The 13,782-nt window shown below is 55.3% G+C and carries 11 protein-coding genes; 8 read left to right on the forward strand and 3 right to left on the reverse strand.

What is annotated here, in order from left to right; translation table 11 throughout:
• Nucleotides 1-344 precede the first annotated feature (344 nt).
• Nucleotides 345-1,541, forward strand: coding sequence for an IS66 family transposase (gene tnpC, locus Poly51_RS28860; RefSeq protein WP_261344143.1), 1,197 nt, complete (start codon nt 345-347; stop codon nt 1,539-1,541).
• A gap of 314 nt (nt 1,542-1,855) precedes the next feature.
• Here the strand turns inward: tnpC and Poly51_RS28865 are convergent, their stop codons facing one another.
• The gene (locus tag Poly51_RS28865) at nt 1,856-3,145 is read right to left on the reverse strand and encodes a PHP domain-containing protein (RefSeq protein WP_146462436.1); all 1,290 of its coding nucleotides are present in this window, start codon (nt 3,143-3,145) and stop codon (nt 1,856-1,858) included.
• Nucleotides 3,146-3,524: 379 nt separating this feature from the next.
• Between Poly51_RS28865 and Poly51_RS28870 the strand changes: the two genes are divergently transcribed.
• On the forward strand, nt 3,525-3,926 hold the full coding sequence (locus Poly51_RS28870) for a group II truncated hemoglobin (RefSeq protein ID WP_246114849.1): 402 nt from the start codon (nt 3,525-3,527) through the stop codon (nt 3,924-3,926).
• A 304-nt stretch (nt 3,927-4,230) separates the two neighbouring features.
• Complete coding sequence (locus Poly51_RS28875; protein ID WP_146462437.1) at nt 4,231-5,460, forward strand: pyrophosphate--fructose-6-phosphate 1-phosphotransferase; 1,230 nt, start codon at nt 4,231-4,233, stop codon at nt 5,458-5,460.
• Nucleotides 5,461-5,526: 66 nt separating this feature from the next.
• Here the strand turns inward: Poly51_RS28875 and Poly51_RS28880 are convergent, their stop codons facing one another.
• Nucleotides 5,527-6,375, reverse strand: a complete 849-nt coding sequence (locus Poly51_RS28880; RefSeq protein ID WP_186775893.1) for a prolyl oligopeptidase family serine peptidase — start codon at nt 6,373-6,375, stop codon at nt 5,527-5,529.
• A 99-nt stretch (nt 6,376-6,474) separates the two neighbouring features.
• Nucleotides 6,475-8,127 carry a Na/Pi cotransporter family protein gene (locus tag Poly51_RS28885; protein ID WP_246114850.1) on the reverse strand — a complete coding sequence of 551 codons (1,653 nt, stop codon included), beginning with the start codon at nt 8,125-8,127 and terminating at the stop codon, nt 6,475-6,477.
• A gap of 502 nt (nt 8,128-8,629) precedes the next feature.
• Between Poly51_RS28885 and Poly51_RS28890 the strand changes: the two genes are divergently transcribed.
• Genes Poly51_RS28890 through Poly51_RS28910 form a run of 5 tightly spaced genes read left to right on the forward strand, consistent with a single transcriptional unit; the run spans nt 8,630 to nt 13,781 of the window.
• On the forward strand, nt 8,630-9,613 hold the full coding sequence (locus Poly51_RS28890) for an ABC transporter ATP-binding protein (protein ID WP_146462440.1): 984 nt from the start codon (nt 8,630-8,632) through the stop codon (nt 9,611-9,613).
• Nucleotides 9,600-10,592: an ABC transporter permease subunit gene (locus Poly51_RS28895; protein ID WP_222435948.1), complete on the forward strand. Its 993-nt coding sequence runs from the start codon at nt 9,600-9,602 to the stop codon at nt 10,590-10,592. The genes Poly51_RS28890 and Poly51_RS28895 overlap by 14 nt, the downstream gene beginning before the upstream one ends.
• Before the next feature lie 3 nt (nt 10,593-10,595).
• A complete protein-coding gene (locus Poly51_RS28900; RefSeq protein WP_146462441.1) occupies nt 10,596-11,531 on the forward strand; it encodes an ABC transporter ATP-binding protein in 936 nt (311 codons plus the stop codon).
• The gene (locus tag Poly51_RS28905) at nt 11,528-12,322 is read left to right on the forward strand and encodes a hypothetical protein (RefSeq protein WP_146462442.1); all 795 of its coding nucleotides are present in this window, start codon (nt 11,528-11,530) and stop codon (nt 12,320-12,322) included. The genes Poly51_RS28900 and Poly51_RS28905 overlap by 4 nt, the downstream gene beginning before the upstream one ends.
• Nucleotides 12,323-12,344: 22 nt before the next feature.
• Nucleotides 12,345-13,781 (forward strand): DUF1501 domain-containing protein, encoded by a 1,437-nt coding sequence (locus Poly51_RS28910; protein ID WP_146462443.1) that lies wholly within the window; start codon nt 12,345-12,347, stop codon nt 13,779-13,781.
• Nucleotide 13,782: the final 1 nt, after the last annotated feature.

The following is a 13,782-nucleotide window of genomic DNA, read 5'->3' on the forward strand; positions in this document are numbered from 1 at the left end:
AGTTCGCGCTTCGCAGTGCTGCTTCCGTTCGGCCTACGGCCTCACTCCAGCAGCACTGCGAATCACCGATCCCAATTCCCCAACCCAATCTTTCATAACGCCTGGTACAGGAATTGGGGGCATCCCAAGCCCTCCTGGTTTACCGACGTTCAACACGACAACCAGGATTCTGATCTGTTTCCCGACCAAAGACCATGCCAATCGCAAACCGTCAGGTGCACTCTGATGTAACTTCTTGATCGCATTGGACTTGGTCACGCTTAAATGATTGGCCACTGTCTCCCATTCTCCGCTTCGCTGTTTGCAAAACGAACAACAGTAGTTCGGCCAACCCCCCTCACTATGTGGAGGACTTTCAGGCGCCCATCACTGGTCCCTTTTCAGCGCCCCGTGACACTCAGCCCGATCGTACCCGAGAACACATGCTTCCCTGTTGCCCGGATTGTCAGGGCCCCTTGAAGCGAACCGGCGACACTCGAAAACGCCGCAGTGAAGACATTCCTGAAGATCTCAAACCCGTCATCACCGAAGACATTCTGCACCGCGATTATTGCCCGGCCTGTCAAAAGCGGGTCGAACCCAAACTGCCCGACGTGCTGCCACGCTGCACTTTGGGCAATCGAACGCTGGTGCTTTCGGCGATGCTGCACTTTCTGCAAGGTCTGACGATCGGTCAAATCGTTGACACCTTCAACTTTCACTTGCGAATGAAAGTCACGCCCGGTGGTTTGGTTCAAATGTGGCACCGCTTGGCGGACTTGCTGTTTTCCTGGTACGAACAAGTTCATCGCGAGAGCTTGGCAAGTGCAAAGCTTCACGCCGACGAAACGAGTTGGCGAGTCCGCGGATTGACGTACTGGCTGTGGTGCTTTGCGAGCAACGACAGCGCGTTTTATATGATCGATCGCAGTCGCGGTTCTCCGGCTTTGCAGAAGTTCTTCGTCGAAGCATTTGAAGGCACGTTGATCACCGATTTCTGGTCACCGTACGACGCGGTCGTCTGCGCCGACAAACAGAAATGCTGGCCTCATTTGCTTCGCGATGCTGCGGCAGTCAGTGAGAAACATTCGGATGATCCGGAGTGGAAATCGTTTTCACGTCGCTTGATCGGTGTGTATCGTGATGCAAAGAAGTTACCGTCGCAGCGAACGGAGCTTGCCGAACCCGATTACGACATGTCGGTTGCTCGCTTGGAGGGTCGCTTGGCAAAACTGGGCAGTGAATCTTGGCAGCATGCCGATGCGGCAAGGCTGGCGAAGCGTCTGTCGAAGTACGGCAACGAATTGTTAACGTTTTTGTGGCATGACGATGTTCCATCGGACAACAATGCCGGGGAGCGAGCGATTCGTCCGGCCGTAATGATTCGCAAGAACAGCTATTGCAACCACAGTGAACGCGGTGCGTTGACTCAGTCGGTGTTGATGACGGTATTTCGCACGCTTCGGCTTCGCGGACGTGAACCACTGGCGACGATCCTCGATGCCCTCGCTATCTACGCGGCAACCGGAAACATGCCACCGATGCCACAGAAGGCTGAATAGTTACCACTGCGGTTGGTACAGAACTGGAGAGCAAGTCAGTTGTGTCAAGCTAAGCACTTCTCGCTATTGCGATGCATCAACGCTCGCTACTTGCGGGTAGTGAGTGTTTCGTTTGATGCTCTGAGAGGTTGCGTGCTTATCGACTTTGATGCGTACGTCATTCCGAACATCATCATGACCGCCAAATATTGACAGAATCTCTACGACCGTAAAATGCTCACGTTCGGTCATTTTGAATATGCTGCCAACGATATGCAAAAACACGTTGATTTCTTTGCCGTGCCACATGTGGCGAAGATCACACGGGCGTCGTTCTACTCACTCCACCCAACGGGCTGTGTCCAGGCCTGTTGTTTTTGGTCACTGAACGACGGGTCGTCGTGTGGCTTGCTACTGGTGATGACGGCACGAACATACAGTTCTTGTCCATTCATCAAATACGTGGGTGAAACGTCGTCCGATGTGGCGACCGTAACGCCAATGCGATGCTCATCAATGGCTTTCACATCTTCGGCGCTTGCGTGTTCGGTATCGGTATCGGTATCGGTATCGGTTTCGCGGGCAAGCGTCGCGATGAAATCAGTGCGGTACGTTGTGTCGGGTTCAGCATCAATGTGGATCGACAACGTTCTGGTGGATTCGTAGAACTTCACATCGGAAAGCGTGACGCCGCTGGACGCATAGAAGTCACCACGCTTCATCGCTCGAATCAAATGTTCGGGCGTCAAATACCGACTGCGAACCATCACCCAGCCACGTCCGGGTCGCGAGCCGGGTTGGCCGTGATACTCGTGAGAATCGTCCGTCGCGATCCCCATCAACGGTGGAATGTTCAGCGAGTTGCGTCGAATCGCATTAGCGATATCCCAGAACCTCTCGACACCTGGATGATCCGCATCGCCCAGTTGGTTCACTCCGGGGTGACCATTGTAGACTTCAAAAAAACGTTCTGAGACGACCGCAGCCAAATCATCAGCCGTGATCGCGTAAAAAAAGTTGGGATGATTCACATGCGGCAGCACCTCCCGTCCGTGCGACTTCTCGTGTTCCAGGATCGCTCTTAAATTGTTTTCGATCGTCTGTCGCACGGTTTCTCCGCCGATCGGTTGCAATGCTTCGGCAATGTTCGTGGCGTTGATATGGACCGGCTTTCCTTCCGCCTTGTCGCTAATCTCTTCCGCCGGAATCAGAATGAACCTTCCCGATTGCTCGAGGAGATATCGAAATTCATCGAGCGGCTTGAGGCGAACCTCGTGATCCTTGTTGCCTGGTTCACCGCGCGTTTCCACCCACGCCTCGCCAAACCGATCGCGATAGCGACCCAAAATCCCCGCATCGCTTTTCTTGATTACCTTTGACATGGACATCCAACGCGTCCCTTCGCTTAGGACGTTGTGGTCCGTCAGCGCCAGAAAGTTGTAGTCGCGTTGACGATACCAGTCGGCAATCATTTCGGGAAACTGGTCTCCATCGCTCCACAGCGAATGCGTGTGCAGGTTCCCTTTCCACCAACGCGGTGCTTTGCTGGATTCCGGCGGCGATTGTGCCGATGCGGAAAGCGTCAAGGTGCAAGTGAATAGAGCGACCAAGAGCGGAAGTTTCATCGAGCGGTTCTCTGATTGGGGAATTGCGCGACCACTCAAGCTCTCGTTCAGAACGACGCCGGAACTCGTTCTTGCGAATCAATATTTACGAGCGAGTCGGACGATTACGATGCGAAAACGAAGGGAATGGGTATTGGACTTTGTTGCGAACAAGGGCATTGTAACCGTCAAGCTGTAGGTTGCCGCGCACCGTTGAAACAACTTGCTTACGTATCCATCCAAAATGCTTGTCGCGATGGTGTCGTCGACAATCACGCCGCCCAACGGAGAGCCGGCATCGGCTTGTTGGATGCAGTGATCATAGCGATGATGTGGTGGAGGGGCGGATAAAGGGGGCAGGGCCACGCCCACGCTTTCACTCCATTTCCGAAATAACCCAGTGGACGCCGAATCGATGGACGCCGAAACAACTTATAGCCGGATCGGTGGTGAATCGACGTTGCGCCTGCTCGTCGATCGGTTTTACGACTTGATGTCTGAATTGCCGGCTGCTGAAACAATCCGCAAGATGCACGCCGACGATCTGACCGAGTCTCGCGACAAGCTGTTTAAGTTTTTGTCCGGATTCTTTGGCGGGCCCAGTCTCTATATCCAAGAGTATGGCCATCCAATGCTTCGAGCTCGGCACTTGCCGTTCGCGATTGGCGAAAGCGAGCGCGATCAGTGGTTGCTGTGTATGAACCAAGCGATCGACGAACTTATCGAGGATAAAAAACTTGCCTCGCAGTTGAAGTTTTCGTTCTTTCAGACTGCTGACCACATGCGAAACGCTCACGAGTGAATCGGGCGTTGCCAATGATGGCTGGTACGGTCGGCGTGTTGCCGCCTCGGACGCATAACGGCCGGAACGTTGCCGCTGTCCATGTGGCAGGTGCAACGGGGGGCAAGTCTTGGGCGAAGTGCTGATCCGGTCACGACAAGGGTGGTGGACGTAACTGCCTCGGAATTGACGACTTCGCTCGCCAAATTGCGACGTGCAACCTGGAAATGTTCTCGAAAAACCGGATAACCTATAGGGACGCAAACGTCCAACGGTTTGCCTGTCTTTGGTTTTGTCCACACACTTCGTGCCAGGAATATTGATCATGTCGGTTAAGCGAGTCGGGATTCTCACCGCTGGGGGACTTGCCCCCTGTCTTTCGTCTGCGATTGGGGCGCTGATCGAGTCCTATACCGCGAAGGCACCTGAAATCGAAATCATCTGCTACCGCTCGGGCTACAAGGGTTTGTTGCTGGGTGACAGCTTCGTTGTCACCCAGTCGATCCGCGATCAAGCCAGTCTGTTGCACCAGCATGGTGGCAGCCCGATCGGTAACAGTCGTGTCAAGCTGACCAATGTCGCCGATTGTGTAAATCGAGGCCTCGTCCAAGAAGGCCAAGATCCGCTACGCGTTGCGGCCGAACAGTTGCAAACTGACAAGGTTGACGTTTTGCACACCATCGGCGGGGACGACACCAACACGACCGCCGCCGATCTGGCTGCCTATTTGGCCAAACACGACTATGACCTGGCGGTTGTCGGTCTGCCCAAGACCATCGACAACGATGTCATCCCCATCAAACAGAGTCTCGGCGCTTGGACGGCCGCCGAAGAAGGTGCAAAGTTTTTCGAGAATGTTGTTGGTGAGCACAGCGCGAACCCGAAGATGCTGATCGTCCATGAAGTCATGGGCCGGAATTGTGGATGGCTGACCGCGGCAACGGCTGCGAAGTACAACGAGCGACTTGACCGTTTGAACTTTCTGCCCGAAGCAGGTCTTAGTCGGCAGCGCCGGGCGATCCACGGGGTCTATGTGCCCGAGATGCACATGGACATGAAACAGGAAGCCGAGCGATTGAGCAAGATCATGAAGCAGCATGATTGCGTGAACATTTTCATCTCCGAAGGCGCCGGTCTGGAATCGATCGTCGAGGAAATGGAGTCTCGTGGCGAAACGGTCCCGAAAGATGCGTTCGGCCACTACAAGCTCGACGCCGTGAATCCCGGGAAATGGTTTGGCCAACAGTTCGCACAGATGCTTGGCGCCGACAAGACGCTGATTCAGAAGAGCGGATATTACAGTCGCGCCGCGCGGGCCAACGCGGAAGACATCGCGTTGATCGGAAGATGTGCGGCGAAAGCAGTTGAGTGCGCTTTGACACATGACGGCGGAGTCATTGGCGAAGACGAAGACCGAGGCAACGAACTGCGAGCGATTGAGTTCGAACGCATCAAGGGCGGAAAGCCGTTTGACATCAGCGTGTCCTGGTTCGGCGACCTACTCGATGCGATCGGCCAACCCAAAGGCGGAGTCGTCGAGACGACTCACGCTTAAACGACGAATGTCGTAAAGCAGACAATTGTGACGCTCGACCGACAGCGACTTCGGTCGGGCAATGAATCACTTGGCATGAACAGGTGAAACTTCAACGCTTGACGCTGTGTGCTCCAGAACGAAGTCCACCAGCGGCGCCGGATCGACAAGCGAATGGGGGTGGTGGCCGACGCCAGGCTTGTGAATCACTTTGATAGATCCGCCCAACGCCTTGTAACGCTCTTCGACGATCGCCGTGTTTTCGTTGACGGGGACGACCGTGTCGTCGTCTCCGACAACATGCAACAGCGGAACTTTGTTTGCCGCCAGCGCATCTAAACAGTCGATCGGGTTCTTGTTGTACCGCAATGCCTCAGCTTCGGTCAGCTCGTACGCGTCAAGGCATTTCTTCCAGCTTTTGGGATCGCCGCCGCCCTTCCCCTGGTTGCCAGGCCAGCTTTTGAAGTCACAGACCGGCGCGTCGGCGTAGATGCATGCGACGCGGGTCGGGTTTGCGATCGCCCAATTGAAGACGATCAAGCCGCCGCGGCTCATGCCTTCGAGTGCAGGCCGTTTCGCAAACCCATACTCCGCAACCATGTAGTCGTAGAAAGCGTTCCAATGTGCGACCGCCTGCGGGCTTCCGAATAAGTCGGAAACGTCACAGTACGCGACGTAAAAGCCGCGTTCCAAAAGTGCGATGTCGAGTTGCGGCTCGTGGCCGAAAAATCTCGCTCGCCAAATCCATGGCCGAGGTTCTAATTGCCGCTTGACTGCTTGCAACTCTGGCGCGACGACGATGCAGTTACGCCCATCGATGACAAAGTCATGCCGATCGAATCCGTGCCACATCGACGACGTTCCGGGCAGTTCCTTGGCGTCGCCTATCGACGCCCAAATCAAAACAGCCACTACGGCGGCGATGGTCTTTTGCATTGGTTTCTTCCTAACATTCATCCGAAAACTGGCTCGCCAAAAGTGTGGCCAGAGCGTCCTGGCTATATCGATGGCGTCGAGTTTCCACGCAAAGCGATATCAGCCGTCGATTGTTTCGGCGATATTCAATGCATGGTCCCTCACACGGACATATGCATTGAGCGCGGCCATAAACGCCACGCTGACCACCGGCGGCATCGATCCAGCCGAGAGTTCCTCGAGATGTTTACGCCGCAGCGCCTTCACTTCATCACGAATCCGCTTGGAACTGGCGCTCGTGCTGGTCGCCACGTTGTGATTCTCGGTTGACAGCCCCTTGTGCACGGCTGCAACGTATTCGGCAACGTGCCGGTTCAACTCTTGTAGGTCGGCTCGCTGCTCGGGCGTGAACCGAAACCCGTCGCGCCGGAGTTTGCGATCGAACTTGTCTAGGTTTGCGATGTAGTCGCTGATCGATTCGTACTCATCAGCGATCCGCAATTGTCGCCGCGCCTGCTCGGCCGTCGCATGTGAAACGTTTGCAGAAAGCAAGCCGGTTACAAATTCAGCAACTTCGTCTTGAACCGAATCCAAAACTTTTTCGCGTTGTTTTAGTCGATCGGCAAGCGATTTGTCCGGCTCCTCGGCATTCATCAGCTCAAGTAACCAATCGAGCATTTTTAAGCAGCCGTCGCCCATCTTCAGTATCTCTTTACGAGACTGCTCGATCGCAAGTAGCGGCGTGTCCAAGATCCGCACGTCCAGATCGGTAAGTCGGGGTTTCTCTTTGAACGGTCGTGACGGCACGACACGCTCAAGAAATCGAACGATTGGAGTCACGAATGGTATGAATAGGATCGTGTTCGCAATATTGAACACGCTGTGTGTGGCAGCTATCGCCGCAACCGTGTTCGGGTAGGTTTCCGTTCCATCGACCATCACCATCTTAGCGACATCGACGCCAATGATGGACTGAATTAAACCGATGTACCACTGGAAGATCAGGGTGATCCAAAACACCCCGATCAAGTTGAACAGCACGTGAAAATACGCCGCGCGTCGGGCGTTGGTTGTCGTCCCCAAGGATGCCAAAAACGCAGTGATGGTTGTTCCAAGGTTCTCGCCCAAGATCAATGCAGCCGCCGTCGGGTACGAAATCACACCCTGCGTCGCTAGGGAGATGGTGATGCCTAGGGTTGCCGAAGACGACTGCACGAGCGTCGTCAGGATGCAACCGACGGCCGCGCACTTCAACACGCCGATGTAAGTGTCGGCGTTGAATCTTGCGAACCATGCTTCGAAGTCAGGCAGCTCTTTGATGATGCTGCATGCGTCCTTCATGATTTCTAAGCCGAAGAAAACCATGCCAATGCCCATCAAGAACATTGCCCAATATCGATATCGATCGCCTCGCGAAAACAGATACGCGAATGCTGAAAATCCCATCAGCGGCATACCGTACTTGCCGACTTTCAAAACCAGAATCCAGCCTGTGATCGTGGTGCCGATGTTCGCGCCCATAATGACGCCAACACCCTGGGCCAATTCCATCACGCCGCTGTTGACGAAGCCGACCACCATCACGGTTGTGATCGAACTGGACTGAACAATGCATGTGACGACAACGCCGACGGTGGTTGCCAGCAAACGGTGGTTGGTAACGGCACCAATCAGTCTACGTAGACTGCTGCCCGCGACGGCTTGCATCCCGTCAGACATGTTCTTCATTCCGAGTAGGAATAAGCCCAATCCGCCGACCAGTTCAAAGATCATCGTCAAGAGCGTTGAAGGATCCAAGGTGTTGCTATTCTGGGTTCGGGGGGGTACAGACTGTCAATTTCGGGCAAATGTCGGCGCCATTGTTGGCCACGGGGACATCGTTTGCAACAACGCTTGGCGGCAGCACGACCGTTTCGAGTCCAGCGGTCGAAACGACGCGAAAAGTGGTCATTGAAGCACATTTACGGGAGTCTGGATCGCTTTAAGCCGCCCGCGTCTATGATAGGATCCCAAAATGGACCGCATAAAATGCTTGCGTCGAGCACCGCATTGCGACGGATCCTTGCACGCCACGGAACGGCCGGACCGGCAACCCTTGCGCGATCGGCAACGTCGCCCCATTTTCGGACCGACAGACATCGCGGGCTCGGCCGCAAACCGAGACGGAAGTGGGGACATAGAAATGGCGTACGGTGTCTCGGTTGAGGAGGCTTTCGACTACGCTTTGTTGCAACGTTAAATGGCCTACCGGTGACATCACGACGACGGGACAGTTTTGACATCGCATGAAACCGACGGGATCGTCGAGATCCATTCTGTTAGCAAACGATACGGAGCGATTGATGCGCTGCGGGATGTATCGTTACGTATCCCGGTCGGAGTTACCGGCTTGCTGGGGCCGAATGGATCGGGCAAGAGCACGCTGATCAAGTCGCTGCTTGGTCTGTTGAAGGTTCAATCGGGCGCAGGACGCGTGCTCGATTTCCAGTGGCCCCGAGATGCACGGATCATTCGCGATCACATTGGTTACTTACCCGAAGACGATTGTTACATCGCGGGCTTGATTGGCATTGAATCCGTCACCTTGATGGCCCGGCTATCGGGATTGCCTTCTCGGGAGGGCTTGCGCAGGTCACATGAGATGATGGACTACTGTGGCTTTGGCGAAGAACGCTATCGCGAGGTTGAATCGTATTCGACCGGAATGCGACAAAAGCTGAAATTCGCCCAGGCGCTCGTGCATGATCCCCCGCTTTTGATTCTTGACGAACCGACGACGGGGTTGGATCCGGATCAACGAGTTGCAATGTTGCGTCGCATTCGCAATTTGGCGACGGAGCACGGTAAGTCGGTGATCTTGTCGACGCACATCTTACCCGACGTTCGCAGCGTGTGTGATCATGTTGTCATCCTGGTTGACGGTACGGTTCGGGTTTTTGATTCGCTTGAGAACTTGAGTCGCCCCATCAAACCGTGTATGCACATTTCAACGATCGGTGATCCGACGCGAATGATCGAACAGGTTGAGCGTTCCGGATACACGGTTCATCGCGACATAGAAACCAACAGTTTGCGTGTCGAAGGGATCGCGGAAGAACAAGCGTCTGTGCTTTGGCAGATTGCCGCGGCGTCGAACACTTCGATTCGTCGACTTGAGCCCGCGGTCAATTCTTTGGAACAGATTTTTATGGATGTGGCTTTGGGCAAGTCACCGATGTCTTCGACTCGCGCTGACGGAGTTGACGATGCCAGTTCATGATCTTGGGTATCGAGGTTGGCGTGGCGAACGAATGGCGAGGTGGCTTCGTCCATGGGTCGTTGCTCGCAGCGGGATCTCATTGGTTTGGCGACGGCGTTGGCTACGAACGATGCTGATGCTCGCTTGGCTGCCGGTCGTTGTCCCGGCGATGGGCATCTTCGCATTCGAGTATTCGTCGACCGAACCCGATTTGCAACGAGCGATCGTTCAGCTCGTCAGCGGCCCGCTTCGGCAACCGGAATTGGGCCGGCAGATCATCGACGACCCGCAAGCGGCTCGTCACCAGGTTTGGGCGACGTTGATTCTGGTTTTCTTTCGATATCCACAGCTCGTCGCGATGGTCGTCTTGATCGGGTTGATCGCGCCGATGCTGGTTTCGTATGACTTACGGACGAAGGCATATCTGATGTACTTTTCGCGGCCGCTTTCGCCGTCGCAGTACATCCTCGGTAAGTCGGCCGTGATATGGTTTCTGCTGGCGATGATTGCGACCATACCGGCGCTGCTGTTGTACGTCCTTGGCGTGTTGTTGTCTCCTGATCTTTCCGTGGTGATGCAGACTTGGGATCTGCCGTTCAGGATTCTTGCCGCTTCGGCTGTTCTGATGATTCCGACGACGGCATTGGCGGTCGCATACTCTTCGTTGACTTCCGAGAGTCGATATGCAACGTTCGCGTGGTTTGCGACATGGGCGTTGGGATTCGTCGCCTATCAAGTTTTGACGTCGACGACCGCGATCGTTGCTTCGGTCGGCACGGGACGCGGGCGAGGTAGCCGCCGATGGGAGAACATGGAATTTGATGCCGATCGATACCGTTTGCTTTCGCCCTATCACACGCTGGGCAAGGTCGAGGCGTGGGTGTTTGATCTCGACACCTCATCGGCAAGCGTCGTGCCGGCGGTTGTGATGCTGGGTGCGATCACCGTCGTTTCATTTTGGTTGGTTCGACGGCGTATCAACGCGAGGCTTAGTGTTTAAGCGATGATTGAACTGAACCATGTAACGAAAATGTATGGCAATGTCGTCGGCGTGAACGACTTGACGCTGACAATTGACACCGGCGCGTACGGGTTGATCGGCCCTAACGGTTCCGGAAAGACGACATTGATCAATTTGCTGATCGGCCACCTGCAACCGACGCTGGGAAGCGTTCGCTTGTTTGACTCGGTGCCGGCCGACGATCGGCGGTTGCTGAGGCGAATCGGTCTTTGCCCCGCATCCGATGTGCTCTATCCGAACGTGTCGGCACTGGAATGGGTGACGTATCAGGTTCGGCTGCATGGCATGGAAAGGCGACATTGTACATCGCGCGCCGAAGCCGCGCTCGAAACCGTCGGCATGACATCGTCGATGCGGCGACCGATGGGAACCTATTCATTGGGCATGAGGCAAAGGACAAAGATCGCCCAAGCGATTGCTCATGAACCCGACCTGCTGATCTTGGACGAACCGTACAACGGACTTGATCCGGTCGGTCGAAACGACATGACGCGGTTGTTGAAGAAATGGACACGCAACGGACGTGGGCTGATCTTTGCCAGTCACGTGTTGCAGGAGATCGAGTCCGTAACGTCATCATTCTTGTTGATTCACGGTGGGCGATTGCTGGCGTCGGGGACGGCCGATGAGATCGAATCCCTTTTGGCGGACGCGCCGCAAGAGATCTGCTTGGTCGGCGCTGATGCGGGAAGGCTGATTCATCGGTTGGCGGATGTCGATTGGGTCGACGCGATGGAATGGAACCAAGGCAAGTCTGAGTTACGAGTTTCGCTTCGCGAGCCGCTGGCGTTCTACGAGTGCATCGCCAAGTGGATTCATGATGATGGCCTTGGAACAATGCAGTTGCGAACGCCCGATGGAAATTTGGAAGCCGTTTTCGATTCGCTGCTGCGACGGCATCGTGGAGAGTCTTCATGAATCGATTGACGATGATTTGGGACATCATGAAGTTCGAACTTCGCCGTTCGCTCACTCCTGGACGCATGGCGATGTGGTTGGTGCTTGTAGTGTTTCCGATAGCGATCGTTGCGACCATGCGGGCGATCGCGGAAGTAACGCTGGGCGAAAAATATGAACCGTCGGATTTTGTCGAACCGTTTGGGTTCACCGTGTATTTTCTCGTCCCCGAAGTGACGTGTCTGTTAGGTCTGCTGCTCTGGGCTACTCCGGCGATCAGCACCGAAGTGGAAGGGCAAACCTGGATTTACTTAGCGATGCGGCAATCCGGTCGTCGCATGGTGCTGTTCGGAAAATACTTGACGGCGGTCGCATGGACGACGTCTGCGGCGCTGATTGCCGCATCGGCGTGCGTGTTGGTCATCGGCGGTCCCGAGATGCACAGAATGTGGTGCGTGATGAGCGCGTTGGTGTTGCTTTCGTGTTTTGCGCACGCCGCAGTCTTCCTTCTGATCGGCGTCGTGTTCTATCGCCGTACGATGGTCAGCGCCGTGGCCTATACAATGGTGGTCGAGTACGGCCTGTCGTTCATTCCGGCGTTGGTGAACAAGTTCACGATCAACTATCGACTGCGAGGCCTGTTGGCCAATTGGATGGAGTGGGAGAACGTGCGCACGAACGCCGAAAACATTTTTGGAATTGAGCCCGTATCGACTCACCTTTTGGTTTTGACCGCGATCACGGTCACTATGCTGGGGATATCGCTCTATTACGTTGAACATGCGGAGTATCCGACCCAGCAAGAAGGGTGAGGCGTTTGTTGTGAATCGAACCATGAACCAGATCAATCGGCGCGAGAGTCTTTTCCGGCTTGGCACATCGCTGGGTGGCATCGCATCGGCGGCCTTGCTTGCCCAGGACGCGCGGTCAACCGAGGCCATGCTTGCCCAAGACGCCAGATCATCGGACGGCGCCGAAGGCCCGATGTCGCCCAAGATCGGACACTTTCCTGCCAAGGCAAAAAACTGCATCTTCTTGATGATGGAGGGCGGCCCTTCGCATATCGATACATTCGATCCTAAGCCGGCACTCGATAAGTTGCACTTGAAAGAGTTCACGCGCGAGGGAGAGATGAAATCAGCGATGGAGAGTGGCAAACGATATTACGTCGCTAGCCCGTTCAAGTTCGCGAAGTACGGCGAAAGTGGAGCCGCGATGGCAGACAATTGGAGCCACCTTTCCTCCGTCGCCGATGAGTTGTGTTTCTATCGCGGTTGTCAGGTCGACAGTGTCAATCACCCGACGGCGATGTATCAGATGAACTGCGGCGATCGTTTCGGTGGTGACCCGGGGATCGGATCGTGGGTGACTTACGGGCTTGGCAGCGAGAATCAGAACCTTCCCGGATTCCTGGTGCTGCCCGAGGTGTCTTATCCTCAAGGCGGTGCAGCAAATTGGAGCAACGGCTACTTACCAGCCTTCTATCAAGGTACGCCGCTTCGCGCAAAGGGCTCGCCGATTCTTGATCTACAGCCACCACCGGGAATTACATCGGCGCGGCAAAGGGCGAACCTTGACTTCCTAAGTCAGGTCAACGCTGATCACGCGGCAAAACATCCCGACCACGATGATCTGAACGCGCGAATGGAAAGCTACGAACTTGCCTTCCGAATGCAGATGGAAGTGCCGGACGCCGTCGACTTGTCTGGTGAGGATGCTAAGACGCTAGCGATGTACGGAATTGGTGGCGGTGCCACGGACTCTTTCGGCCGCAAGTGTTTACTGGCGCGAAAAATGGTCGAAAAGGGAGTGCGTTTTGTCCAGCTCTACAACGGGTCATGGGACAGCCATGACTACATCGAGCGCGCCCACGGGAACCTGGTTCGCGGCGTCGACCAACCGATCGCGGCACTGATCACCGACCTGAAGCAGCGTGGATTGCTCGACAGCACATTGATCGTTTGGTGTGGCGAATTCGGTCGCACGCCCGACAACGGCGTCCGCGGCGGCGTCGCGTACGGACGTGACCACAATCCGAATGCCATGACGATCTGGATGGCCGGTGGCGGTTGCAATGCTGGGCACACGATTGGCGCTACCGACGAGACGGGAACGAATGCCGTTGAGAACGTACATCACGTCCGCGACTTTCATTGCACGCTGCTACGACTGCTAGGTCTCGATGACAACAAGCTGACGTACTACCACGCGGGACGCTTCAAACAACTGAGTCAGTTTGGTGGCAAAGTGATTCACGATCTGATCGCGTGAC

Source organism: Rubripirellula tenax (assembly GCF_007860125.1).
GTDB lineage: Bacteria > Planctomycetota > Planctomycetia > Pirellulales > Pirellulaceae > Rubripirellula > Rubripirellula tenax.